This is a genomic window from Kribbella albertanoniae (genome assembly GCF_004348455.1).
GTDB classification, from domain to species: domain Bacteria; phylum Actinomycetota; class Actinomycetes; order Propionibacteriales; family Kribbellaceae; genus Kribbella; species Kribbella albertanoniae.
This window is the reverse complement of the sequence record NZ_SMKA01000023.1, coordinates 33,686-57,909: the sequence shown is the minus strand read 5'-3', so window position 1 is coordinate 57,909 and position 24,224 is coordinate 33,686. Positions and strand designations below refer to the sequence as shown.

The following is a 24,224-nucleotide window of genomic DNA, read 5'->3' as shown; positions in this document are numbered from 1 at the left end:
CTCCTTCCCCTGAGCCCCGCCGCCCGCCAGTCAGCCACCCCAGTAGCAACCCCCGGCCACGGCGACCACGGCCCCGCCGCGAGCCCCGGCTCCTCGGGTGCCGTTGCAGGCGCGCTCGGGGATCACGTCCCGTCGGCGCTCAAGCCGGTTGGCACCAACGGCGCCGCCGACTCCAGCACCCCGGAGACGGCTGCCGGCGCCGGCGCAACGAGCGGCCAGCCGTTGAAGGGCCGCATGGTCAGCTCCTCCGGCGCCCGCGAGGAACTGAAGATCGACGCGCCTGATCTCGCGTCTGCTCCGGCCAGTGGCCCGCGGGTGATGCGACGCCGGCTCGACGGTGGCCCGATGGCGCCGCTGAAGCTGGCCTCGGGTTGTGACCGCCGGTGTGCGTTCTGTGCGATCCCGATGTTCCGCGGTGCCTTCATCTCCCGCCGCCCCACCGAGGTCCTCGGCGAAGCCCACTGGCTCGCGGAGAACGGTGTCCGCGAACTCTTCCTGGTCTCCGAAAACTCCACCTCCTACGGCAAGGACCTCGGCGACCTCCGTCTCCTGGAGACCCTCGTCGCCGACATCGCAGAGGTCCCCGGCATCACCCGGGTCCGCGTCTCGTACCTGCAGCCCGCCGAGATGCGCCCGACGCTGCTCGCCGCGATGACGTCGACTCCGGGCGTCGTCCCGTACTTCGATCTCTCCTTCCAGCACGCCTCCGGCCCACTCCTGCGCCGGATGCGCCGCTTCGGCGACTCCGAACGCTTCCTCGAACTGATCGCCCAGGTCCGCGCCGCCGCCCCGGCCGCCGGCATCCGCAGCAACGTCATCGTCGGCTTCCCCGGTGAGACCGAGGAAGACGTCGACATCCTCTGCGACTTTCTCTCCCGGGCCGGCCTGGACGCGATCGGTGTCTTCGGCTACTCCGACGAGGACGGCACCGAGGCCGAGACCTACGACGGCAAACTCGACGAGGACACCATCGCCGCCCGCCTCGACCGCGTCACCCGCCTCGCCGAAGACCTCACCTCCGCCCGCGCCGAGTCCCGCATCGGCGAGCTCGTCGAGGTCCTCGTCGAATCCCTCGACACCGCCGAGACCGAGACGCCGGACAGCGCATCAGCTACCACCGACGCAGCGCACGCCGGCACCTCCGGCGATGCAGTTGTAGCTGGGCAGTCCGGTGAGGGGCGCGCCGCTCACCAGGGTCCTGAGGTGGATGGTTCGACGACGTTGGTGGGGCTCCCGGAAGGCGTCCGGATCGGTGATCTGGTCTCCGCGAAGGTGGTCGGCAGCGACGGTGTCGACCTGATCGCGGAGTTCGCCGCGGTGGTGAATCCCCAGGACGACCGTCCGGCCGCTAACCTGACCGCGTGACCAACCAGCCGAACCCGGTTCCGCAGGCCGGGCGGATCCACGCGCCGAGCGCCTGGAACGTCCCGAACGCGCTCACCGTGCTGCGGCTCGTCCTGGTTCCGCTGTTCGTCTGGCTGCTGCTCCGCCACGACGGCAACGACACCGGCACCCGCCTGCTCGCCACCGGCGCCTTCGTGTTCGCGATCGTCACCGACCGCTTCGACGGTGACATCGCGCGCCGCTGGAACCTGGTCACGAACTTCGGCAAGATCGCCGACCCGATCGCCGACAAGGCACTCACCGGAGCCGCCTTCATCGGCCTCTCCCTTCTCGGTGAACTCCCGTGGTGGGTCACCGTCGTCGTCCTGGTCCGCGAGTGGGGTGTCACCGCCCTCCGCTTCTGGGTCATCCGGCACGGCGTCATGCCCGCCAGCCGCGGCGGCAAACTCAAGACCGTCCTCCAGGCGATCGCCCTCGGCCTCTACCTCCTTCCGTGGCAGTCCTTCGGCCTCCTGCACTGGACAGCCATCCTCTTCATGACCGCCGCCGTAGCCGTCACCTTGATCACCGGCGTCGACTACCTGATCCGCGCCCTCCGCCTCCGCGCCGCCGCCAAACACCCCCTCCCGTAACCGCATCCCCGGAGCACCCGCGCGACGGACGTTCACGGGGCACCGCGCCGGATATCCACGGGGCACCCGCGCGACCGACGTCCACGACGTACCCGCGCGACGGGCATCCGCGGAGCACCCGCGCGACCGACATCCACGGAGTACCCGCGCGACGGAGCGGGCGCCGTACCGCCGGTGGGTGTGGGTGTCCGCCACACCGGCCACTGTCTGTGGGCTGGCGATGGGGTGGAATGGAGGGATGGAGAGCACCGGGGTAGGTGGGGTCGAGTGGTTGGTCGGAGTTCTGAAGGCTCGGGGCGAGACTTTGGCGACTGCTGAGTCGTTGACCGGGGGGATGGTTGGTGCGGCTCTGACCGACGTGGCGGGGGTGTCTGCGGTGTACCGGGGTGGTGTGGTGGTCTACGCGACGGACCTGAAGGCCAAGCTTGCGGGCGTTCCTCAGGACCTTCTGGACGCTGTGGGCCCGGTTCACCCCGATACTGCAGCAGCGCTCGCCACCGGCGTGCGAGAGCGTCTGGAGGCCACCTACGGGCTTGCCACGACCGGTGTGGCCGGCCCGGACCCCCAGGCGGGGGTCGAGGCGGGCACGGTGTACGTCGCGGCGGCCGGACCGGGGTCTGTGCAGGTGCGCAAGCTGCAGCTGAGTGGGAACCGGAGCGCAGTCCGGCAGGGCACTGTGGTGGCCGCACTGGAGCTCGTAGCGACACTTGTGGCGGAAGAACTCGACTGAACGGGGTGTTGAGACCAGCATGGGAACAGGTAAGGCAGACTGGCACGGCGCACCGAAGGTGGACATTGCGAGGAGTAGTGACCCGGCAACAGGTACCGTTGGTTCCCACGGTCGGGCTACGGTGCGAGTAGCAACGACCGGACAGGCGGAAGGGAGAAACCTCATGGTGCTGGTTCGTGGCCTGCTGGGCGACGTCCTGCGGCGCAAGCGGCTGCGCCAGGGGCGCACTCTTCGCGAGGTGTCTGCCGATGCACGCGTCAGTCTCGGCTATCTGTCCGAGGTGGAGCGCGGCCAGAAGGAGGCCTCCAGCGAGCTGCTGGCGGCGATCTGCATGGCCCTGGAAGTTCCGCTCTCGGCCGTGTTCGCCGAGGTGAGCGAAGACCTGGCCCGTGAAGAGGCCCTGGTCCTGGCGCATCCGGCCATCGAGCCGGAGGTCGTGGCCTCCGCGGCCTGACCGTCGCCGACATCCGGCCGTCCCGGCAGACCGGGAGCGGCCGGTTGCTGTTGTCATCAGCGACCCCCGCGCCGGCTCAGCAGGGCAGGCAGCCCTGGCCGCACAAGCTGTAGTACGGGCAATGGTGGATCGCCCGCGGCCCGGAAGATGCTGTTGGCCGTGAACAGATGGATCCCCGAATCGGGGAACTCCAGCAGCTCGGCACGCTCCGGTGGAGGGAAGAACGCCGTCAGATCATCACCCTCGCCGAAGGTGTTGCCCTCGAGCACGGCCGAAGCCAGCGGTTTCAGGCTCAGATAGGCCGAGGCCGACACCGGATCGAACACGATGATCTCGGGATGGTCGTACTGCGTGAGCCCGATCGTGTACCCGAACCCCGGATTCCGCTCGCCGTCCCCCTGGATGTACACCACGGTCCAGCCGTACGTCCGGACCTTCGCCTCGATCGAGCGCGAGAACTCCGGCACGTTGATCCCACCACAAACGTCACACATCACCTTCTCCTCCCAGTCGAACACATGTTCGATGCAGCAGAGAAGATATCCACCTCCCGCCCCGCGACCGAAGTTGTCCACAGCCCAGTTGGAGCGGTGTTCCGCAGGCGGTTCGTCCGTGGTGCTGGGGAGTCGTACCTCCCGAAAACGACGGGCAGAACTCCCCAGCCAGCGCGGCGACCAGCCGAACTGCCGAACCGCGTACACCTACTGGGGCCCCCGGACACGCCATCAGATGTCCGAGGTCCCCAGTTGGTGACCGCAGTACACCCGGCACACCTGCACGCGGGCCAGCAGAGCGCCGTACCCACAACGTCCGAACATCCGGAGGGCTCGTCTCCGGCTGTTCGGACGTTAATCGCTGCTCCGAGCTAACGTCCGAAGGATCGGAGGGCCCGTCTCCGGTTCTTCGGACGTTGTGACGGGCGCGGCGGCAAATCACCCACACATCGGACAGGAGAACCTCATTTGGTGGCACTGTGAGGTTTCTGCGGTCGAGTCGGCCGGGTCCTCGAAATGGGGCGGGGACCCAGCCGGTGTACAGGTGCGGCCGTGGGCCGGCAGGTCAAGGCGCACGGCCTCGACTTCGGCGGGCATCCTGCCTCCCGGCCGCCAACAGCGATCGGAGGCCGACCGGTCCCTATGCTGCGGTCCATGAGCGATAACCAGGCTGAATCGGTCGACTGCTCAGAGGCTGCCCAGGCCGACGGAGACTGCATCGGCTGGGCCGGCACTGCCGGCGCGAACCCGTTGGCAGCCGTCATCTCGAGCGCTCTCCTGCAGGACAAGTCCGGCGCTGCTCGAAAGTTCTACGAAGAGCACTGCGCTGAGGCCGACCAGACGACCGCGGACCTGATCGAGGAAGCGCTCGTAGCCGAGGCCGTCGCGGGCGGCAGCCGCGCCGCCCGGATCCTCGCGCCGCTCGTCTACCCGAGCCCCAAAGTTGATACCAGCCGCAAGACAGTCCCTGGTTAGCAGGTCGCCCGATCCTTGGGTTCTGGCTGGCAGGCCGGGCACCAGTAGGTGATCCGGTCCCGCGGTGGCTCGCCGATCGTCGCCGTACTGATCGTGGTCCGGCAGCGGCGGCAGGGTTTGCCGGCGCGCTCGAAGACCCAGGTGCGCTGGCCGGGGCGGTCGTTGCCGGTGCTGACCTGGGCGCCGTTGCGCAGGTTGGCCTTCAGTAGCCGGCGGCTCAGGTCGACGGCTGCCGCGATGTCGACCGCCGAGACCGGCAGCCATGGATGCAGCCCGAGCAGGAAGCAGACCTCGGTGCGGTAGAAGTTGCCGATCCCGGCGAGGTTGCGCTGATCGAGGAGCGCCTCACTGATGGTGCGGTCCGGTTCGGTCTGCAGGTTTGCGATCGCATGGTCGCGGTCGAAGTCGGGTGACAGGAGGTCCGGGCCGAGGTGGCCGACGACGGTGCCCTCCGCTTCGGTGGCGACGAGGTCGAGCACCGGCAGGCGATAGCCCACGGCCGTCCAGGGTGCTGTCTCGAGCACCGCGCGCACTTGGTGGGTGGGTCCACCACGCCACTGCTCACCTGGTCGGTACAGATGCCAGCTGCCGTCCATTCGGAAGTGGCTGTGCAGCGTGAGTCCGCCGGACAGCCTCATCAGCAGATGCTTGCCGCGAGCAACGACCTCGATCACCGTCCGGCCGCTGAGGTCGGTGGTCGCGAGTGTCGGGACCCGGAAGTCCGTCCGGATCAGCTCCTGCCCGCCGAGCGCCTGATCGAGGCGCTTGCAGGCCCGCCAGACGGTGTCACCCTCAGGCACGGAGCCGGAGCCCCCGTGGAGTCGCGTGGAAGCCGGCCTTGGCCAAGGCATCCCCAAACGCCGTGTGCCGAACCTGCTCGCCGTCCGCCGTCTCGACACTCAGCTTCCCCAGCTGACCGTCCCTGATCGACAGCGCCAGCGCATCGACGGCGGGCTGCAGCAGATCGACGTCCTCGGTGAAGCTCAGCACGGTCCGCCCGCCGCGCTCGACGTACACGATGAGCTGCCCGTCGACCATGACGACCAGAGCACCGGCCTTCCGCCCGGGCCGATGCCCGTTGGCGCCGGTACGCTCGGGCCACGGCAGCGCAGCCCCGTACGGATTTGCCGGATCGGATGCAGCCAGTACGACGGCCCGCGTCGCCGGCTCCTCATCGCGCCGCCCGCGTCTGGCGCCACCCGCACTGCCGAGCGAACCCGGCAGCTCAGCCAGCGCCCGAAGTCGATCGACCGCGCCTGGCAGTGCGAACTGCGCAGCTCCCAGGCCGGCCACGAAATACCCGCGACGGCAGCGACCGGACTCCTCGAAGGCACTCAGCACTTTGTAAACAGCGGCGAACCCGCCGGGAGTCCGCTCGGTGATCACCGAGCCCCGGGTGACGATCCCGTACCGGTCGAGCAAGGTCTCGGCGGCCGCATGGGCCCGCCGGGTCGTGTCCTCGTTGCGGGCCGGAAGCAACGACCAGCGTCCGCCGGAAGTCGGTGGTCCGCTGCGTGCGGGCATCGCTGGCCGACCCGGCCGCACTGGGCGTCCTGGTCGCGCACGCGGCGTTGCTCGACGGGTGCGATGAGTACCTCGACCGCCACCGACCAGCGATCGCACCGGCGTCAGCGTGTCATTGGAGAGATGCCCCGCCCAGACCAGATCCCACAGCACCGTCACCAGCGTCTCGTCGTCCACCGCTCCGGCCGCCGTGCCCACCGCATCGCTGAGCTGGCGGAAGAAGTACGCACCTCCGCCCGACAGCGCATCGAGGACAGCCTGATGAGTGTCACCGATCTCGAACGACGGATCCGGATCGGGCAACGTCAGATCGCAGTTGTCGGCCAAATGCAGCGACACCCAGCCGTCGGTCCCCGGCAACGACCCCGAACCCGCCCACACCACTTCACCGGTCGCGGTCAGTTCGTCCAGCATCGATGGCTGGTATCCGGGCACCCGCGACGGCAGCACGATCGACTCCAGAGCCGACGCCGGTACGGCGCATCCGGCCAACTGCTCGACGGCTCCGAGCAGTACGTCGTACCCACGGCCGCGGCTGCTCGTGATTCCCTGCCAGGCGGGCAGGAAGCGAGCCAGCGCGGACGGGTCGACCGGCTCGACCTCCTTGCGCAGCGCAGCGAGCGAACGGCGGCGCAACAGCCGGAGAATCTCGCTGTCACACCACTCCATCGCGATGCCACCAGGCAGGAACTCGCCCTCGACGACGCGACCGGCAGCAGCCAGCCGGCGCAGGGCCTCACTGACAACCGCCACGCCGATCCCCAGGTGAGTGGCCAGATCGATGGCCCGGAACGGACCGTGCGTCCGCGCATACCGAGAGACGAGATCGCCGAGCGGATCGGCGACCGGCTCAGCATGCGCCTCCGCGATCCCGGGCGGCAGCGGCACGCCCAGCGCGTCGCGCAGCCGTGCCACGTCCTCGACGACCGCCCACCGGTGCTCACCGGCGATCCGTACGCGGACCACTCGGCGCGCCGCGGCCAGATCCGTCAACCAGGACTCGGCATCCGCGTCGTCGACACAACGCTGCGAAGCCTCGGACACCGACAGTGGCCCGACCAGACGCAGTACGTCGAACAGGCCTTCGGCGTCGCGCGCACGCCGGTCCTCAGCGAGGCGCTGCAGCTCGGCCTCGGTCCGCAACACGACCTCGGCGTCCAGCAGCTCCCGCAGCTCGGTGCGACCGAGCAGCTCGGACAGCAGACTCTGATCCAATGACAGTGCGGCCGCTCGCTTCTCGGCCAGTGGTGTGTCGCCCTCGTACATGAAGGCGCCGACGTAGCCGAACAGCAGCGACTTCGCGAACGGTGACGCCTCGGGGGTCTCCACCTCGACCACAGAGATCCGGCGCTCGCCGATACCGGTCAGCAGGTCCTTCAACGCCGGCAGGTCGTAGACGTCCTGCAGAACCTCACGCAGTGTCTCGAGCACGATCGGGAACGAGCCGTACTTGCTGGCAACGCTGAGCAGCTGTGCCGAGCGCTGACGCTGCTGCCACAGCGGTGACCGGCGGCCAGGATTCCGCCGGGGGAGTAGCAGGGCTCGCGCAGCGCACTCACGGAAGCGCGCTGCGAACAGCGCCGATCCACCGACCTCGGCGGTGACCAGATCCTCGATCTCCGCCGGATCGAACAGCACCAGGTCGGCGCCAGGTGGCGGCTCATCGGTCTCCGGCAGCCGCAGCACGATCCCGTCGTCACCGGACACCGACTGCGCATCCATCCCGTACCGCTCGCGCAACCGGGCCGCGATCGCCAAGGCCCACGGTCCGTGCACCTGACCGCCGTACGGCGAATGGATGCAGACTCGCCAGTCGCCGAGCTCATCGCGGAAACGCTCGACGAGAATCGTCACGTCATCGGGCACCCGGCTCGTCGCTTCGCGCTGCTCGGCCAGGTAGGAGACGAGGTTGTTCGCCGCATACTCGTCCAGGCCCGCAGCGCGCGCACGCTCGACTGCCTTGGCGGTCGGCAGCGAAGCCATCTTGCGCACGAAGGCACCTGTCGCCGCACCGAGCTCAGCCGGGCGGCCGACAGCGTCACCCTTCCAGAACGGCAACCGCCCCGGCTGCCCGGGCGCGGGGGAGACCAGCACCCGGTCGTGGGTGATGTCCTCGATCCGCCAACTCGAAGCGCCGAGGGTGAAGACGTCGCCGACCCGCGACTCGTACACCATCTCCTCGTCCAGCTCGCCGACGCGGTGGTTGGTCGACTCGCCGACCAGGAAGACGCCGAAGAGCCCTCGGTCGGGGATCGTGCCGCCGCTGGTCACCGCCAGCCGCTGGGCACCGGGCCGGCCGGAGATCTCCCCGCTGACCCGGTCGAACACGATCCGCGGTCGCAGCTCGGCGAACTCGTCCGACGGGTAGCGGCCGGACAACATGTCGAGCACCCCGTCGTACGCCGAGCGAGGCAACGTCGCGAACGGGGCACAGCGTCGTACCAGAGTGAAGAGCTCGTCGACGTCGATGGTGTCGAGGGCAACGATCGACACGATCTGCTGCGCCAGCACGTCGAGTGGATTGGCCGGGATGTGCAGGCTCTCGATCAGCCCGTCACGCATCCGCTGCACCACGACGGCGGTGTCGATCAGGTCACCGCGGAACTTCGGGAACAGCACACCGCGCGACACCGCGCCGACCTGGTGGCCGGCCCGACCGACCCGCTGCAGACCGCTCGCAACCGACGGCGGCGCCTCGACCTGTACGACGAGGTCGACCGCGCCCATGTCGATGCCGAGCTCGAGGCTGCTCGTCGCAACCACACACGGCAAGCGGCCGGACTTCAGATCCGCCTCGATCAGCGCCCGTTGCTCCTTGCTGACCGAGCCGTGGTGCGACTTGGCGATCAACGGCGGGGCAGCCAGCGAGGCGCCGGACTGAGCCATGATCTGCGCCGGTGAACCCTCCTCGGCCAGCTCGAGCTCGGCCCGCTCGGCGGCGATCTCGTTGAGCCTGGCAGTCAGACGTTCGGCGAGACGGCGCGAGTTCGCAAAGACGATGGTCGAGCGGTGCTGCTCGATCAGATTGAAGACCTGCTCCTCGACATGCGGCCAGATCGAGGCGTGCTGCGGCGGCCCGGCAGCCGAACCGGAGGTCTCCAGCTCGGTGCTCGCCAGCTCGGCCATGTCCTCGACCGGCACGACGACGCTGAGATCCCACTGCTTGGTGAACTTCGGCTGGACCACGGTCACCGGTCGCTCGCCGCCGAGGAACCGGGCGACCTCCTCGACCGGCCGCACCGTCGCCGACAGCCCGATTCGTTGCGCCGGCTTCGGCAGCAGTGCGTCGAGCCGCTCGAGCGTCAGCGCCAGGTGAGCGCCCCGCTTCGTCCCGGCGACCGCGTGCACCTCGTCGACGATGATCGTGTCGACGCCGCGTAGCGACTCGCGCGCCTGCGAGGTGAGCAGCAGGAACAAGGACTCCGGGGTGGTGATCAGCACGTCGGAGGGGCGGGTCGCGAAGCGCCGTCGGTCGGCAGCCGGAGTGTCTCCGGAACGCACCGCGACCTCGACGTCGATCGGTGCCTCGCCGAGCCGCCGAGCGGTCTCCCGGATCCCGATCAGCGGTGCCCGCAGGTTGCGCTCGACGTCGACGGCCAGCGCCTTCAGCGGTGACACGTAGAGCACCCGGCAGCGCAGCTTCGGATCCTCCGGTGGGGGATTCGTCGCGAGCCGGTCGAGCGCCCAGAGGAAGGCGGCCAGTGTCTTGCCCGAGCCCGTCGGGGCGACCACCAGCGCGTCCCGGCCCGCGGTGATCGCGTCCCACGCCTCGAGCTGGGCCGGGGTGGCCGCCTCGAAGACGTCGCCGAACCACGCCCGCGTGGCGGGCGAGAACCGGCTCAACGCACTGGTCTTCTTCACGCTGACCATCTTGCCGGGTGCCTCCGACAGTTTTCGATACCTTCCCCGCCCCACCACCCCGATCTCCTGAGCATCGTGCTCCGCCACTCTCCGGTGTGAAGGTTGTCGGCGCGGTCTGGAATGATCGTCACCATGAAGAACCGCCGCCTCCGTGCCGCGATCGTCGTGGCCTGTCTGTTCGCCCTGACCGGGTGCGCGAAGCTCGATGCCGACCTCAAGGTCGGATCGGACGAGACCGTCTCCGGATCGATGCAGATCGGCATCGACAAACAGTTGCTGGAAGCCAGTGGCCAGTCCCTGGACAAGGTCCGGGAGCGGATCGGCACCAGCATCAAGCAGCTGACCACGGACGGCGTCGAGTGCCAGCCGCTGGACGACGACCAGTTCATCGGGCAGAAGTGCACGTTCGACAACGTGCCGTTCGAGAAGATGGGCCAGTCGAGCGGTGATGGCGTCGGCTTCCGCAAGCAGGACGACAAGATCCTCGTCACCGTCAAGGCGCCCGATCTCAGCTCGCTCGCGGGCAGTGGGCAGCAGCCGCAGGTGAACTTCAAGATCACCATGCCGGGCAAGATCCTCGAGCACGACAGCGGTGCACGGGTCGACGGCAAGACCGCGACGTACGACAGCCTCGACAAGCTGGGCAACATCTCGCTGACCTCGAAGGCCGGCGGTGGGTTCCCGGCCTGGGCGATCGCGCTCATCGTGGTGCTGTTGCTGCTGGCCGGTGGCGGTGTCGCGTTCTTCCTGCTGCGCAGCCGCAAGGCCAAGGCCCACCAGGGCTACGGGCCGCCCCCAGGGCAGTATCCGGGTCAGCCCCAGCAGGGCCAGTGGGGTCCGCAGTACGGCGGCCAGCCCGGGTACGGGCCCGGCCAGCAGTATCCGCCGCAGGGCCCAGGGCAGTACGGTCAGCCGGGACAGTACGGCGGCCAACCCGGTCAGTACGGCGGTCAGCCCGGTCCGCAGCCAGGTCAGGGACAGCCCGGGCCGTACGGCGGTCAGCCGGGACCTCAGCCGGGTCAGGGCCAGCCGGGCGGGCAGGCGCCGTACCCGGGAACGCAGCCGGGACAGCCGCAGTATCCGGGGCAGCCGCAGCCTGGGCAGTGGGGACCGCCGCCTCCTCAGGGCCCGCAGCACGGACAGCAGCAGCCGCCGCAGCAGGGCGGCTGGGGACAGCAGCCTCCGAAGGACAACAACGGGCCCGCATGAGACTGACGGAGTTCTGGTCGCGGATGGACCATCACCTCGGTCCCGCGTACGCACGGACCTGGGCCGAGACCCAGGTCGTGGAGGAGCTGGACGGACGCACGGTCGTCGAGGCGCTGGCCGAGGGCGAGGCGGCCAAGACCGTCTGGCGGGCCGTGTGGGCCCACCTGCAGCTTCCACCCAGCGAGCGCTGAGCGCTCAGCCGGCCCAGTTGGTGCGGGTGGCCCACTCCTCGGCCGGGAGATAGATCAGGTCGCAGACCGGGTCCTTCAGGTCCGCGTAGTCGCCGATGTTGTCGAACGGCAAGGTGGCCGCGCGGCGCTTGAACTCTCCGTACGCCTGCGCGGTGTCGGGATGACTGCGCAGGTAGTCGCGGAACAGCAACGCGTAGCGCTGGTTGGCCCGACCGGCCACGCGGATGTGCAGGTTCACCCGGCGGCGGTACATGGGCTCCACCACCAGGCGCTTGATCCAGTGGTGCTCGTCCGCGGGCAGCCCCGGCACGGGGTGGTCACGCTTGGCGCCCGGGCGGAAGTCCCAGTTCTCGGCGGCCATCCGCTCGACCACGTCGTCCAGCTCGGACTCCGCCGCGACCGTCACCTGCATGTCGAGGATGTCCTTGGCCGGCAACCCGGGCACCGAGGTCGAGCCGATGTGGTCGATCCGCTGCGCGAGCTCACCGAGGATCACCCGGACCGCCTGCGCGGTCTTCTCGAACTGGGCCGGCCAGGTCTCGTCCGGCCGCACGACGGAGATCGCATTCATGCATCGATCATCCCAGCCGCCGAGTCCAGGGTCGATCAGATCGGCTTGACCCGGAACGTCCCGGTGGTGAGCAGGTCCGCCGCCTCGTACGCCGCTTTGCGGATGCCCTTGCGCTCGTCGAAGAACCCGCCGATCACTCCGACCCCCGGCAGCTGGCCGATGAACCGGGCGCCGAGACTGCCGCGCGGCCGCTCCTCGAAGACGTCCCCGAGCCCGGCGAGCAGCTTGCTGATCCGCCAGACCAGCCGGACGCCCTTGCGCAGTCCGGCCTCCTCGGAGTCGTCACCGAAGCCGAGCTGCTTGGCGACATCCTGGCCGGCGGCGGTCGGGTCGTCGTACCGGAGGACGTCGTCGGGGGTGATCGGGCGGTCGGTGAGGACACGTGCGATGACCGCCACCCGGTCGGCATGCGCCTCGACGCCGTACTCGCGGCAGACCGCGCCGATCACCATCGCCTGGACGGACGCGCCGAGGGTGTCCTTGATCGGTAGCCGGTCGGCCGCGGCGCCACTGATTCGCGGCAGGCCCGCGATCACGGCCGCGAAGCCGCCGAGCCGCTCGACCCACCAGTCGCAGCGCTTGGCCAGCGGCAGCGTCGGCCACTCGGCGTGGCCGGGGACCTTCATCCGCAGCAACCGGTCGATCGCCAGGATCAGGCCCTTCTCGGCCAGGTTGGGCTGCTCCTGCGCGGAGTACTCGGTGAGCAGGCTCCGGATGCCGAACGGGTCCTGGGTTCGGAGTGCGTCGAGGACGGAGTCGATGCCGAACTCGACCCGGCTGAGGGCGAGGACGACGGCGGAATCGGGGACGTCAGGGCGCTCGGTCACGCCCGCAAGAGTAGGGAGCCGGTGGTCCAGTTCGGTTGCCTTGGCGGACTTCGGCGTGTCAGTTTGTGATTCGAACAGGTGTTCGGGATAGTTTGTGCTCCCGGGAAGGGCGGCGGACGGCCTGGTTGTCCACAGATTCGTGGTGGCGGCGAAAACTGTCCGTGGCGCCGAATATCTTCTCTGGCGAGACGGAAATCCTTTGGGCGGCTGGGAAGTTCGCCCCGATTACGAGATGGGTCAGGTGGCAGTCAGATGGCTGGTGCAACAGCGAGCGCGGAGCGCAAGGAAGCCGACCGCGAGAAGGCGCTTGCGACCGCGCTGACGCAGATCGAGCGCGCGTGTGGCAAGGGTTCGGTGATGCGCCTGGGCGAGCAGAACAGGCCGCCGATCGAGGTCATCCCGACCGGTTCGATCGCGCTCGACATCGCGCTCGGGATCGGCGGGCTCCCGCGCGGTCGCGTGGTGGAGATCTACGGCCCGGAATCCTCCGGTAAGACGACGGTCGCCCTGCACGCGGTGGCGAACGCACAGCGGGCCGGCGGGATCGCGGCCTTCATCGACGCCGAGCACGCACTCGACCCGGACTACGCGAAGAAGCTGGGTGTCGACACCGACGCGCTGCTGGTCTCGCAGCCCGACTCCGGTGAGCAGGCGCTGGAGATCGCCGACATGCTGGTCCGCTCCGGCGCGATCGACATCGTCGTGATCGACTCGGTGGCCGCGCTGGTGCCGCGCGCCGAGATCGAGGGCGAGATGGGTGACAGCCACGTCGGTCTGCAGGCCCGGCTGATGAGCCAGGCGCTGCGGAAGATGACCGGTGCGGTCAGCGGGACGAACACGACCGCGATCTTCATCAACCAGCTGCGCGAGAAGATCGGCGTGATGTTCGGCTCCCCGGAGACCACGACCGGTGGTAAGGCGCTGAAGTTCTACGCGTCGGTGCGGCTGGACGTGCGCCGGATCGAGTCGCTGAAGGACGGCACCGACGTGGTCGGTAACCGGACCCGCGTCAAGGTTGTGAAGAACAAGGTGGCCCCGCCGTTCAAGCAGGCCGAGTTCGACATCATCTACGGCCAGGGCATCAGCCGCGAGGGCAGCCTGCTCGACCTCGGTGTCGACCAGGGCTTCGTCCGCAAGGCGGGCGCGTGGTTCACCTACGAGAGCGACCAGCTCGGTCAGGGCCGGGAGAACGCGCGGAACTTCCTGCGCGACAACCCCGACCTGGCCAACGAGCTGGAGAAGAAGATCAAGGAGAAGATGGGCATCGGTCCGACCCTGGACCAGCCGGCCGACGACAAGGCCAAGGCCGCCGAGGTCGATGTCGACTTCTGATCGACCCACCGCGGGCGGCAGCGCTCCTCGGCACTCACCTGCCGAAGAGGCTGCCCCCGCGGCGCTGTCTCTGCCCCACGAAGAGCGCCTCGCCTTTGCCCGCGAGCTCCTGGCCCGCGGTGCGGCGGCACCCGAAGGCCAGGAGAGCAAGCCGCCCGCTGGTCGCGCACGCGGTCGCGGGAAACCGGCTGCTTCGGGCCGGGATCGCGATGCTGCCGGCAGTTCGGCAGGATCCACCGCTTCTGCAGGTGGATCAGCGAGCGATGCGGGCGAGAGTCCAGCTGGTGGTGCCTCGGCGAGGATCAGTAGTTCGGCCGGGAGTGTTGGTGGTGGGCGGGCGTCAGGTGATGGTCGTACGGCGGCTGAGGGATCTGCGGGCGAGTCCACCAGCCGCGGGCGCGGTGCGGGATCTGCGGGCGAGTCCAGCAGCCGCGGGCGCGGTGCGGGTGGACGCAAACGCGAGGTGGTTGGGCGTGCGGCTGATCCTTGGGGTGAGCTGGACGAGGACTTTGCCGGGGACGACCCGGGGAGTACGCGGCGGCCGAGTACGGGGATCCGACGGAGCACCGGGGCTGACTACCTGGCTGCGGCTCAGGCGTTCGCCGGAGGCGACGAGGCTGGTGGCGATGGTGCCGCACCGTCGGTGGACGGTTCTGCCGGGAGCTTTGATCCGTGGGGTGACGATGCTCCTGTCCTTAGCCCCAAGCCGAAGCGGCGTGTCAGAGTTGATGCGGCTGACGTGTGGGGGCCCGAGGTAGCCGAGCCTGCTGTTGTGAGCAAGGCCGAGGTGGATGTGGCCGCGCCCGAGGCAGCCGTGGCGCCCGAGGTTCCACTGGTACGCCGTGGACGGGCTGATGCGGCTGCGCAGCCCGTGCGGGATGCCGTGGTGGATGTGTGGGGCGCGGATCAGCCTGCGGGACCGGAGACTGCGCCAGACGCTCCTGCTGTGGAATCGAGTGCGTCGGCAGATCCTGTGAGCCCTCCGGAAGTTGCGCCGCGAAGCAGGCGAAGTGCTGCACGCTCGGCTACCCCCAAAGCCAAGGCGAGTGCTGAGGCCGCGCCGCCGATGCCGGACGGCGAGGCGGAGAGTGTCGAGCCGGAGCGGCGCAGTTGGCTAACTGCGCGTCAGAGCGGTGACGACGCGGAGGCTGGTGGACCGGCCAAGGCTTCGCGCGGCGGTCGTGGTTGGGGTGGGGCTGGTCGGGCAGATGGGGGTGCTGGTTCCGGCGAGCGGAGTAAGAAGCGGGGGTTGGCGTCTCGGGGGCCGATAGGGAGTGGGCGTCGGCGGCGGGATGCGGCGGACGAGCTGGGGGAGTCTGCGGTGGCGGACGGGTCGGATCCGGCGCAGGTGGCCCGGACGATTTTGCTGGACAAGTTGTCGGGGCAGCCGCGGACTCGGGCGGAGCTGGCGGATGTGCTGGCGGAGCGCGGGATCGCGGACGAGGTGGCTGATGAGGTGCTGGATCGGTTCACCGAGGTTGGGTTGATCGACGACGCGGCGTTCGCGACGGCGTGGGTGGAGTCGCGGCACCGCGGGCGTGGCCTGGGGAAGCGGGCGCTCGCGCAAGAGCTGCGGCGGCGTGGGGTGGACGACGAGTTGTCGCGGGATGCGCTGGAGGAGCTCGAGCCGGAGCAGGAGGAGGAGACCGCTCGCGCGTTGGTGCGGAAGAAGTTGCGGTCGATGCGTTCGCTCGACCGGCAGGTGGCGATGCGGCGGTTACTCGGGATGCTGGCCCGCAAGGGCTATTCGGGTGGGATGGCGATGAGCATCATCAAACAGGAGCTCGATGCGTCGCACGAGGAGTTCCCGCTACTGGATTCGTCCGGGATCGAGGTGGAGTGATGGCGACCCTGCAGGATGTGGAGCGGTTGGTGGCAGAGCTGCCCGGGACCGAGGAGACGGCCCGGCACGGGCATCGCACCTGGGCTGTCGGAGGCAAGGCGTATGCGTGGGAACGCCCGTACAGCAAGGCGGATCTGAAGCGCTTCGGCGACGACACACCACCGCAGGAGCCGATTCTCGCGATCCGGGTCGAGGACCTCGGTGAGAAGGAGGCAGTGCTGACCGCGCGGTCGGGCGACGGGTTCTTCACGATTCCGCATTTCGACAACTACGCCGCCGTACTGATCGAGCTGGATCAGGTGCCGGAGCCGGTGCTGAGAGATGCGTTGCTCGACGGCTGGCTGGTGTTCGCGCCGGCCGCGCAGGCTCAGGACGTGATCGCGGCGCGAAGACGGCGCGCGAAGGACTGATAGCCGGCGACGAAGTCGGGTGGCGCGGCGATGAGCTGAAAGTCGGCTTCGAGGAAGGTCAGCGGGAGTACGAGCCAGTGCCAGCTGTCCAACGCCACGATGACTTCCGTGGTGTGCGCATCGAGCGCTCGGGTCTCCACGTCCTGGTACTTGAAGGCGTCGACGACGGCCTCGGCCGGCGCATCGATCACGAGCCGGATCGGGTGCTTCTCCTTCTGCAGTGCCTCGCGGAGGTACGCCGTCGCCGAGTCCGCGGGCAGCGGCCGCGGGGCGAAGTACGTCGTACTGCGCCGCAGGTCGGTGATGCGGTCGACGCGAAACACCCGCCAGTCGTCGCGGTCGAGATCCCAAGCCATCAGGTACCACCGGAGCAGATGATGGATCTGCCGGTACGGCTCGACTCGGCGGACGGTCTGCGAACCGCCCGCAGTCCGATAGGCGAAGGAGATCTGCTCCCGGCTCCCGATGGCCTCCGCGAGTTCGCCGAGCTGGTCCGCAGGAACGCTTGGCGCGTCCTGATGGCTGGTCTCCACACTGGCCCGGACCGCGACCGCCCGGGACCGGAGCCGGGCCGGCAGGAACTGATCGACCTTCCCGTAGGCCCGCGTGGCCGCGTCGTCGATCCCTCCCTCTTCCGCCGAACCGACTGAGCCCAGCGAAGCCAGCGCGAGCAGCGTCGCCACTGCCTCGTCGTCGTCCAGGACCAGCGGTGGCATCGTGCGCCCGGCGGTGAGCCGGTAGAAGCCGCCCGGCCCGGGCTGGGTCTGCACCGGGTAGCCGTAGCTGCGCAGCCGATCGACGTCCCGCCGCAGGGTGCGCGGACTCACACCGAGTCGCTGAACCAGCTCGTCACCGCTGAACGAGCGCCCGGACTGCAGCGTCGACAGCAACGCGAGCATCCGGGCGGTGACGTCGGCCATCCACCCATGATGGCAAAAGATGCGGCCAGAATCCGTCCACATCTGCTCATACCGTCAGTCCCATGACCGATCGAGCCATCACCCTTCGCCAGGCCCGGACGAACAACCTCGCCAATCTCGACCTCGACGTACCGCGCAATCAGCTGGTCGTGTTCGTCGGCCGCTCGGGGTCGGGGAAGTCGTCGCTGGTGTTCGACACGATCGCCGCCGAGGCCGGATTCCAGCTGAACGAGACCTTCCCGCCGTTCGCCCGCAACAGGTTGCCGAAATGGGCGCGCCCGGAGGTCGAACATATCGACGGGTTGACGCCGGTGATCGTGATCGACCAGCGCCGGATCGGCGGCAATGCGCGGTCGACCGTCGGCACGGTCACCGACACGTGGACGTACCTGCGGCTGCTGTTCTCGCGGCTCAGTGATCCGTACGTCGGTGAATCGACTCGGTTCTCGTTCAACGACCCGAGTGGGATGTGCCCGACGTGTTCCGGCCTGGGCGAGGTTGTGGTGAGTGCCATCGACCGATTCCTGGACCTCGACAAGTCGCTGGCCGAAGGCGCGATCCGGCTACCCGGTTTCGGCCCGGGCAAGTACTGGTACGCGCAGTACGCCGACATCGGTTCGTTCGCCATCGACACCCCACTGCGCGACTGGTCGGAGGGCGAGCGCGAAGCGCTGCTGTACGGCGGACGCGCAGCCGCTGAACTCGGCCGCAAACTGCCGAAGGACTACGAGGGTGTCGTCGAGCGGTTCGAGCGCATCTACCTGCACACCGCGGACAACCTGTCGGAGCGCAAGCAGGCGGCGATCCAGAAGTTCACCCGGTCGGATACATGCCCGGAGTGCGACGGGGATCGGCTGGCGAAACCCTCACGGACCGCGACCGTACGAGGCCGGACGATCGGTGAGCTGGCTCGGTGGGAGGTCACCGAGCTGCTGGAATTCGTGCGGGGGATCGACGAGCCGGCCGTCGTACCTGTGGTGTCGGCGCTGACGGCGCGGTTGCAGGCGATGGTCACCATCGGGCTCGGCTATCTGGCGCTCGCGCGGGCGACGACGAGCTTGTCGGGCGGTGAGTCGCAGCGGATCAAGACCGTGAAGCAGCTCGGATCGAGTCTGACGGAGCTGACGTACGTGGTCGACGAGCCGACTGTCGGTCTGCATCCGACCGATGTGGAGTCGATGATCGCCCTGCTCGAGCAACTGCGGGACAGCGGCAACAGCGTGCTCGTGGTCGAACACGATCCCGCCGTGATGCGGCACGCCGACCAGATCATCGAGGTCGGACCAGGCGCCGGGGTCGCGGGTGGTCGAGTGGTTTTCCAAGGCTCGTACGACGAACTCCGGGCGGCCGAGACGCCGACCGGGCGCGCGCTGAGGCGGCCAGGCCGGTCGGGCGACGACGGTGTACGGCGGCCGGACGGCGAGATGGTGGTGGCGAACGCCGTACGGAACAACCTGCAGGATGTGACGGTGCGGATTCCGCGCGGGGTGATGACGGTACTGACCGGGGTTGCGGGCTCGGGGAAGTCGAGTCTGGCGGCCGAGTTGGTGGCGCAGCATGCCGCCGTGGTGATCGACCAGAAGGCGGTCGGGACGAGCCGGCGGTCCACGCCGGTGACGTACACCGGGATCGCGCCGGCCATTCGGAAGTTGTTTGCCCAGAGCAACGACGTACCGGTGGCGATGTTCAGCGCGAATTCGGCCGGGGCGTGCCCGGAGTGCCGGGGACTTGGGGTGCTGCACACCGATCTCGCCTTTATGGAAGGGCAGGAAGTCGTCTGCCCGGCCTGTGGTGGCCGGCGATTTTCACCGGAATCCCTGACCTATCGGGTGAACGGATATTCGATCGCGGATGTCGACGACCTCACGATCGAGCAGGCGATCACCGAGTTGCCCGATGCGGGGATCGCCCGCGGGCTGCAGCAACTGGCGGCGGTCGGGTTGGGATATTTGCGGCTCGGGCAGTCGCTGAACACGCTTTCCGGTGGTGAATGTCAGCGGGTGAAGATTGCGAAGGAACTGCGGGTTGCGGAGGGGGAGACGACGTACGTGCTGGACGAGCCGACGACCGGGCTGCACCTGGACGACATCGAGACCCTGCAGGCGGTGCTGGACCGGCTGGTCGGGCACGGTCACAGCGTGGTCGTGGTCGAGCACAATCTGGAGGTGATCCGGCGGGCGGACTGGCTGATCGACCTCGGGCCGGGGCCCGGCCGGCACGGCGGAACGGTGCTGTTCGAAGGGCGGCCGGGGGACTATCTGGACCGCGGTACGCCGACGAGCCGGGCGCTGGCGGCCGAATCCGTGGCGGTGTGAGCGGCGAGGGGCGTTGACGGGTCGGTTGCAACGGTGTGTTATCCGAAGTAGGCCCGGTGTTTTGCCGGGTCCGTACGCTGGGGATTTTCCGTCGATCCGCCCCTGACACACCGCGGAGGGTGCAATGAACGAATTCCAGGAACAGGCGAAGAACTGGCTCCGGAACGTCGTCAAGCAGAACCCGGACAAGATCAAGGCCGGCGTGACGAAAGCCGGTGATCTGATCGACCAGCAGACCGGCGGGAAGTACGCGGCCAAGGTCGACGCGGTACAAGAAAGAGTCGGCTCTTTCGTCGACAAGCAGTCCGGCGATTCCACCGCAACGCCGGAGGCCACCCCCGAGAGCACCCCGCAACCCCCCGACGACGCAACCGCCGCAGCCGACGACGCAACCGGCGCAGCTGAGGACGCGACCGGCGCTGCGGAAGACGCAGCCGGAGCCGAAGAGGACGCTGCAGGCGCAGCAGAAGACGCAGCCGGTGCTGAGGAAGATGCGGTAGGCGCAGCGGAAGATGCAGCTGGCGCCGAGGAAGACGCCGCGGCCGCAGATCCCGAAGGCTGGACTGTAGGCGGCGAAGCCCCCGAGCCGTCCGACGCGGCCTCAGCCGGCTCATCGGCCAAAGGCGCCGAGACCGGCGGCACCGCCACCGGCCTCCCCGGCCCTCGCGAGTAGTTCACTGCGGAGAGTAGTCGTTCGACCGCGTGACGGGCGGCGCCGCGACCGCGGCGCACGCTCATGCTCGGTGGACCAGTGGCGTGCTGGTCTGTTGCTGCGATCGGGTCGCGGATGTGGTTGTGCCCCGGGTGAGTGTCCGTCTTGACCGGGTGGTGGGGCACGCCTAGCCTCGGGAATACGAAGGGATCACTCCACCTCACGGTGGCGGTTATAGCGAGCTGGCAGTTCTCACGAGCTGAGCGGAACGACGGCGACAGGTCTGCCGTCGGTTCGACGGTGCCTTGGTGACGATGCCCCCGTCGCCTGGAGGCCGAGCCGTCGCAGCTGGACCGGTTGGCACCGGATATCGCCGTACCCGGTCACAGTGAGTGATCTCTCCGACCGACTGACACAGTCCCGCCTGGTGCGTGACTCGACGAGGGGAGAGGCCGATGGCACTCGTGGCATTGGCGAGCTCCGCCGGGCCGACCGTGATCGGCCTGACCGTGGTCGGTCTGGTGATCGCCGGCCTGCTGGCCTGGATCGGCTTCACGCTGTCCCGCCGGAAGGCCGCCGACAACTCGGCCGCCTTGGCCAACGCCCAGCTCGAAGCCTCGACGATCACGAGTGGCGCCAAGTCGCAGGCCGAGCTGATCAAGCGTCAGGCCGAGGAAGAGGCCGCCGTACTGCGGGTGCGGGCGGAGACCACCGAGCAGCGCGCGGAGGAGATTCGCCGTGCCGCGGAGGACAGGGCCTCGGAGGTACGGCGGGATGCGGAGCAGCGAGCGTCCGATGTCCGGCGCGAGGCCGAGGCGGAGGCGCAGTCGATCCGCGACGATCTGCGCGAGCAGCGCCTGGAGATGGAGCGGCGCGATCACCGGCTGACCGAGCGCGAGGAGCGGCTCGACGAGCAGCACCGCCAGACTGAGGAGCGGCAGACCGAGCTGGCCGCGCAACTGGCCGAGCTCGACCAGCGCAAGGCGGAGATCAAGGATCTCGAGGACGAGCGCCGTCGCATTCTCGAAGGCGTCGCGAACCTGACCACTGAGCAGGCCCGAGCCGAGCTGGTCGCGTCGATCGAGGCCGAGGCGAAGCGGCACGCGCACACGATCGTCCGCGATCTCGAGCGGCAGGCGCTGGACGAGGGCGAGACGAAGGCGCGCAAGATCATCACCGGAGCCGTCCAGCGACTCGCGAGCGAGCAGACGAGCGAGTCGGTGGTGTCCGTCGTGCACCTGCCCAGCGACGACATGAAGGGCCGGATCATCGGCCGCGAGGGGCGGAACATCCGCTCGTTCGAGCAGACCACCGGTGTGAATCTGATCATCGACGACACCCCCGAGGCAGTGTTGCTGTCCTGCTTCGACCCAGTACGGCGGGAGACCGCGCGGCTGACGCTGGATTCGCTGGTGCTGGACGGGCGGATCCACCCGAGCCGGATCGAGGAGATCTACGAGCGCAGCAAGGGTGAGGTCGCCGAGCTGTGCGAGCGGGCCGCCGAGGATGCGATGGCCGAGGTCGGCATCACCGACCTGCACCCCGAACTCATGCGGACGATGGGCCTGCTGCGGTACCGGACGTCGTACGGGCAGAACGTGCTGAAGCACCTGATCGAGTCCGCGCACATCGCCGGGATGATGGCGGCCGAGCTCGGGCTGGATCCGAAGCTGTGCAAGCGTGGTGCGTTCCTGCACGACATCGGCAAGGCACTCACGCACGAGTCCGAGGGCAGCCACGCGATCGTCGGTGCCGACCTGGCTCGCAAGTGGGGCGAGAGCGACGACGTCGTGCACTGCATCGAGGCGCACCACAACGAGGTCGAGGTCCGGACTGTCGAGGCCGTGCTGACCCAGGCCGCGGATGCGGTCAGTGGCGGCCGGCCGGGTGCGCGCCGGGAGTCGCTGGAGGCTTACGTGCAGCGGCTCGAGCGGCTCGAGGAGATCGCGATGCACCACGACGGGGTCGAGAAGGTGTTCGCGATGCAGGCCGGTCGCGAGATCCGCGTGATGGTGCTGCCGGACGCCGTCGACGACATCGCCGCGCAGGTGATGGCTCGCGATATCGCCAAGCAGGTCGAGGAGGAGCTGACGTATCCCGGCCAGATCCGGGTGACCGTCGTACGGGAGTCGCGGGCTACCGAGGTCGCGAAGTAGCAGCCTGCCAGAGCAGCTCGTAGCCGCCGTGCTGGAGTCGATCGGCCGCGTGCCCGAGCAGCTCTGAGCGCCAGTCCAGCTCCATGCCGTCGCGCCAGTCCCGCTCCGCGTCGTAAAGCATGGCGAGCTGCGACGGGTACCGGGCGACGGCGTCCAGTTTCTGCTGCAGATGCGCCGGGGTCACGTCGGGCACGGACACCGGCCGGCCGGCCGCGGAGTGCGCCTGCCCGGCCGCGTAGGGGAAGTCCTCCCACAGCACCAGCTTCAGGTTGTGCTCGCGCGCCACGCGGGCGACCGCAGCCCTGGTGATCCGATGATCGACATGGTCGCCGAAGGCCGCGCAAGTCCACAGCTCGGCCGGCCACTCGTCACCGAAGGACTTGTGGATGGACTGAGCGATCTCCTCGACCAGCGCGTCGTTCGCCGGTGCCTCGAACAAGAAGGCAAAGGAGTCGATCGCGTCCAGGCGGTAGATCGAGTCCAGGAACGGCAGATGCAGCGACCGCGCTCTGAGGATGCCGGTGGCCTCCAGATCCTCCTGACGTCGCCGCGGTACGGCGTCGTCGCCGAGCCCGCACATCGTGTGGAATGCGTCGGCGAACTCCGAGAACGGCGGCGTCGGCTCACCGGCGAACACCGTGCAGATGGTGACATCCCGACCCTGGTCGACCAGAGCGGCCACGGTCGCGCCGACACTCAGTACTGCGTCGTCGAGATGAGGTGAAACCATCAGGATCGGTCTGTCCGCGCACATGCATGCCCCCGGCAACTGGAAGGTTTCTTTCCAGTTGACCACGCGAGTCGAGCCGCAGTCAGGACCGTGCCCGATCAGCGGCCCGACCGTGCACCATCGGTCCGTGCCTCCAACTGTCGCAGAACCGCCGCCGGAATCCGGAGACCGGTCTCGCGCAGACTGCCGACGAACTGCTGGACCAGTACGTCGCTCCGTCCAGCCATCAACGCGACGACATCCCGCGCCTGCGGCGGATCAAGCCGGTGCACGGACCCCGTGAACCCGGCCGGAATACCACTCACCGGTACGACGGCCGCCCCGAGCCCCGCCGCGGCCAAGGCAGGCGCGGTCGTGGTTTGACGAGTCCGGATGACGACCTCCGGGGACACCTGGTGCTCCCTGAACAGCCCGTCGAGCCAGCCGGCCAGCCCGTGCGGACCGGCGTACTGGATGACCGGGTAGCCGTGCAGCGCGCTGATCGGAACCGGGCCGGGCTGGTCGCCGAGGGGGTCGTCGGTGGCGAAGACGATCACAACCTCCTCGCTGGCGAGCAGTTCGAGCGCGCCGTCCCAGCGAGTCGGGCGAGGGCAGATCGCAACGTCGATCTCGTCGTTGGTGACCATCGCGGCGAGCTCGTCGGCGCTGGACCGCTCCTGCAGGACGAGGCGAATCTTCCGATGCCGGCGGCGCCAGTTGCGGAGGAGTGGTGCTAGCAGTCCCGCCGTCATCGATCCGGCGCAGCCGATCCGGAGCTCGCCTTCGTCGAGGGCGGCACGACCGGCCTGTACGACGCGGTCGGCGGCATCAAGGGCTGCTCGCGCAGACGGGAGCGCCTCGCGTCCGGCGGACGTGGGGCGGACGCCGCGGGGGAGCCGCTCGAGGAGTGGGGAGCCCAGCTCGTTCTCCAGCATGGCGATCTGGTGCGAGAGAGCGGGCTGCGAGAGGTGCAGCTTGGCGGCGGCCCCGGTGATCGAGCCGGTCTCGACGGTCGCGACGAAGCACTCCAGGGCTCGCAACGTAGGCATAGACGCAGCCTATGGCAGACATCGAA

General features: G+C 68.9%; 21 protein-coding genes. 13 read left to right on the top strand and 8 right to left on the bottom strand.

Going from position 1 to position 24,224, the window contains the following annotated elements:
* From E1261_RS08680 to E1261_RS08665, 4 genes are all read left to right on the top strand, one after another.
* The coding region (locus tag E1261_RS08680) for a radical SAM protein (RefSeq protein ID WP_238176082.1) at positions 1-1,365 on the top strand (1,365 nt) is incomplete at its 5' end.
* Entirely contained in the window at positions 1,362-1,976 is a 615-nt protein-coding gene (gene pgsA, locus E1261_RS08675) for a CDP-diacylglycerol--glycerol-3-phosphate 3-phosphatidyltransferase (RefSeq protein ID WP_132404585.1), read from the top strand. The genes E1261_RS08680 and pgsA, both read left to right, overlap by 4 nt.
* 238 nt (positions 1,977-2,214) lie before the next feature.
* Positions 2,215-2,706: a CinA family protein gene (locus E1261_RS08670; RefSeq protein WP_202874488.1), complete on the top strand. Its 492-nt coding sequence runs from the start codon at positions 2,215-2,217 to the stop codon at positions 2,704-2,706.
* A 163-nt stretch (positions 2,707-2,869) separates the two neighbouring features.
* On the top strand, positions 2,870-3,160 hold the full coding sequence (locus E1261_RS08665) for a helix-turn-helix domain-containing protein (RefSeq protein ID WP_132404581.1): 291 nt from the start codon (positions 2,870-2,872) through the stop codon (positions 3,158-3,160).
* Between the two features lie 56 nt (positions 3,161-3,216).
* Here E1261_RS08665 and E1261_RS08660 read toward each other — a convergent pair whose 3' ends face one another.
* The gene (locus tag E1261_RS08660; protein ID WP_132404579.1) at positions 3,217-3,678 is read right to left on the bottom strand and encodes a DUF4262 domain-containing protein; all 462 of its coding nucleotides are present in this window, start codon (positions 3,676-3,678) and stop codon (positions 3,217-3,219) included.
* A gap of 630 nt (positions 3,679-4,308) precedes the next feature.
* On the opposite strand from E1261_RS08660, the gene E1261_RS08655 reads away from it, so the two are divergent.
* Positions 4,309-4,629, top strand: a complete 321-nt coding sequence (locus E1261_RS08655) for a hypothetical protein (protein ID WP_132404577.1) — start codon at positions 4,309-4,311, stop codon at positions 4,627-4,629.
* Here the strand turns inward: E1261_RS08655 and E1261_RS08650 are convergent.
* Entirely contained in the window at positions 4,626-5,429 is an 804-nt protein-coding gene (locus E1261_RS08650; RefSeq protein WP_132404575.1) for an Fpg/Nei family DNA glycosylase, read from the bottom strand. The genes E1261_RS08655 and E1261_RS08650 overlap by 4 nt on opposite strands.
* Positions 5,422-10,023 (bottom strand): ATP-dependent helicase, encoded by a 4,602-nt coding sequence (locus tag E1261_RS08645; protein ID WP_132404573.1) that lies wholly within the window; start codon positions 10,021-10,023, stop codon positions 5,422-5,424. The genes E1261_RS08650 and E1261_RS08645 overlap by 8 nt, the downstream gene beginning before the upstream one ends.
* A 123-nt stretch (positions 10,024-10,146) precedes the next feature.
* Here E1261_RS08645 and E1261_RS08640 point away from each other — a divergent pair, with 123 nt between their 5' ends.
* Together E1261_RS08640 and E1261_RS08635 are read left to right on the top strand one after the other, a co-directional pair.
* Positions 10,147-11,223: an LppM family (lipo)protein gene (locus tag E1261_RS08640; RefSeq protein ID WP_132404571.1), complete on the top strand. Its 1,077-nt coding sequence runs from the start codon at positions 10,147-10,149 to the stop codon at positions 11,221-11,223.
* Entirely contained in the window at positions 11,220-11,414 is a 195-nt protein-coding gene (locus tag E1261_RS08635) for a DUF3046 domain-containing protein (RefSeq protein WP_132404569.1), read from the top strand. The genes E1261_RS08640 and E1261_RS08635 overlap by 4 nt, the downstream gene beginning before the upstream one ends.
* Before the next feature lie 4 nt (positions 11,415-11,418).
* Here E1261_RS08635 and E1261_RS08630 read toward each other — a convergent pair whose 3' ends face one another.
* Positions 11,419-11,985 (bottom strand): GrpB family protein, encoded by a 567-nt coding sequence (locus E1261_RS08630; RefSeq protein WP_132404567.1) that lies wholly within the window; start codon positions 11,983-11,985, stop codon positions 11,419-11,421.
* Positions 11,986-12,020: 35 nt separating this feature from the next.
* Positions 12,021-12,812: a hypothetical protein gene (locus tag E1261_RS08625; RefSeq protein ID WP_132404565.1), complete on the bottom strand. Its 792-nt coding sequence runs from the start codon at positions 12,810-12,812 to the stop codon at positions 12,021-12,023.
* Between the two features lie 252 nt (positions 12,813-13,064).
* Here E1261_RS08625 and recA point away from each other — a divergent pair, with 252 nt between their 5' ends.
* From recA to E1261_RS08610, 3 genes are all read left to right on the top strand, one after another.
* Positions 13,065-14,144, top strand: coding sequence for a recombinase RecA (recA, locus tag E1261_RS08620; RefSeq protein WP_132404563.1), 1,080 nt, complete (start codon positions 13,065-13,067; stop codon positions 14,142-14,144).
* A 1,321-nt stretch (positions 14,145-15,465) separates the two neighbouring features.
* Positions 15,466-15,987 carry a regulatory protein RecX gene (locus tag E1261_RS08615; RefSeq protein ID WP_238176081.1) on the top strand — a complete coding sequence of 174 codons (522 nt, stop codon included), beginning with the start codon at positions 15,466-15,468 and terminating at the stop codon, positions 15,985-15,987.
* On the top strand, positions 15,987-16,397 hold the full coding sequence (locus E1261_RS08610; RefSeq protein ID WP_132404561.1) for a hypothetical protein: 411 nt from the start codon (positions 15,987-15,989) through the stop codon (positions 16,395-16,397). The genes E1261_RS08615 and E1261_RS08610 overlap by 1 nt, the downstream gene beginning before the upstream one ends.
* Here the strand turns inward: E1261_RS08610 and E1261_RS08605 are convergent.
* Positions 16,355-17,317: a helix-turn-helix transcriptional regulator gene (locus E1261_RS08605; RefSeq protein WP_132404559.1), complete on the bottom strand. Its 963-nt coding sequence runs from the start codon at positions 17,315-17,317 to the stop codon at positions 16,355-16,357. The genes E1261_RS08610 and E1261_RS08605 overlap by 43 nt on opposite strands.
* Before the next feature lie 62 nt (positions 17,318-17,379).
* Here E1261_RS08605 and E1261_RS08600 point away from each other — a divergent pair, with 62 nt between their 5' ends.
* The 3 genes from E1261_RS08600 to rny all read left to right on the top strand — a co-directional run bounded on the left by E1261_RS08600 (position 17,380) and on the right by rny (position 22,440).
* Positions 17,380-19,632, top strand: a complete 2,253-nt coding sequence (locus E1261_RS08600) for an ATP-binding cassette domain-containing protein (RefSeq protein WP_132404557.1) — start codon at positions 17,380-17,382, stop codon at positions 19,630-19,632.
* Positions 19,633-19,756: 124 nt separating this feature from the next.
* Positions 19,757-20,305, top strand: a complete 549-nt coding sequence (locus E1261_RS45870) for an antitoxin (RefSeq protein WP_202874486.1) — start codon at positions 19,757-19,759, stop codon at positions 20,303-20,305.
* A gap of 434 nt (positions 20,306-20,739) precedes the next feature.
* Positions 20,740-22,440: a ribonuclease Y gene (rny, locus tag E1261_RS08590; RefSeq protein ID WP_132404555.1), complete on the top strand. Its 1,701-nt coding sequence runs from the start codon at positions 20,740-20,742 to the stop codon at positions 22,438-22,440.
* Here the strand turns inward: rny and E1261_RS08585 are convergent.
* Positions 22,421-23,170 (bottom strand): PIG-L deacetylase family protein, encoded by a 750-nt coding sequence (locus tag E1261_RS08585; RefSeq protein ID WP_165952428.1) that lies wholly within the window; start codon positions 23,168-23,170, stop codon positions 22,421-22,423. The two genes, rny and E1261_RS08585, sit on opposite strands and share 20 nt — an antisense overlap.
* 98 nt (positions 23,171-23,268) lie before the next feature.
* Positions 23,269-24,198, bottom strand: a complete 930-nt coding sequence (locus tag E1261_RS08580; RefSeq protein ID WP_132404551.1) for a LysR family transcriptional regulator — start codon at positions 24,196-24,198, stop codon at positions 23,269-23,271.
* Positions 24,199-24,224 lie beyond the last annotated feature (26 nt).

Excerpts from the sequence above, each read along its gene's own strand:
- E1261_RS08670 (WP_202874488.1), top strand. The coding sequence starts at position 2,215 with ATGGAGAGCACCGGGGTAGGTGGGGTCGAGTGGTTGGTCGGAGTTCTG.
- E1261_RS08665 (WP_132404581.1), top strand. The coding sequence starts at position 2,870 with ATGGTGCTGGTTCGTGGCCTGCTGGGCGACGTCCTGCGGCGCAAGCGG.
- E1261_RS08655 (WP_132404577.1), top strand. The coding sequence starts at position 4,309 with ATGAGCGATAACCAGGCTGAATCGGTCGACTGCTCAGAGGCTGCCCAG.
- E1261_RS08645 (WP_132404573.1), bottom strand. The coding sequence starts at position 10,023 with ATGGTCAGCGTGAAGAAGACCAGTGCGTTGAGCCGGTTCTCGCCCGCC.
- E1261_RS08640 (WP_132404571.1), top strand. The coding sequence starts at position 10,147 with ATGAAGAACCGCCGCCTCCGTGCCGCGATCGTCGTGGCCTGTCTGTTC.
- E1261_RS08635 (WP_132404569.1), top strand. The coding sequence starts at position 11,220 with ATGAGACTGACGGAGTTCTGGTCGCGGATGGACCATCACCTCGGTCCC.
- E1261_RS08630 (WP_132404567.1), bottom strand. The coding sequence starts at position 11,985 with ATGAATGCGATCTCCGTCGTGCGGCCGGACGAGACCTGGCCGGCCCAG.
- recA (WP_132404563.1), top strand. The coding sequence starts at position 13,065 with ATGGCTGGTGCAACAGCGAGCGCGGAGCGCAAGGAAGCCGACCGCGAG.
- E1261_RS08610 (WP_132404561.1), top strand. The coding sequence starts at position 15,987 with ATGGCGACCCTGCAGGATGTGGAGCGGTTGGTGGCAGAGCTGCCCGGG.
- E1261_RS08605 (WP_132404559.1), bottom strand. The coding sequence starts at position 17,317 with ATGGCCGACGTCACCGCCCGGATGCTCGCGTTGCTGTCGACGCTGCAG.
- E1261_RS08600 (WP_132404557.1), top strand. The coding sequence starts at position 17,380 with ATGACCGATCGAGCCATCACCCTTCGCCAGGCCCGGACGAACAACCTC.
- E1261_RS45870 (WP_202874486.1), top strand. The coding sequence starts at position 19,757 with ATGAACGAATTCCAGGAACAGGCGAAGAACTGGCTCCGGAACGTCGTC.
- rny (WP_132404555.1), top strand. The coding sequence starts at position 20,740 with ATGGCACTCGTGGCATTGGCGAGCTCCGCCGGGCCGACCGTGATCGGC.
- E1261_RS08585 (WP_165952428.1), bottom strand. The coding sequence starts at position 23,170 with ATGGTTTCACCTCATCTCGACGACGCAGTACTGAGTGTCGGCGCGACC.
- E1261_RS08580 (WP_132404551.1), bottom strand. The coding sequence starts at position 24,198 with ATGCCTACGTTGCGAGCCCTGGAGTGCTTCGTCGCGACCGTCGAGACC.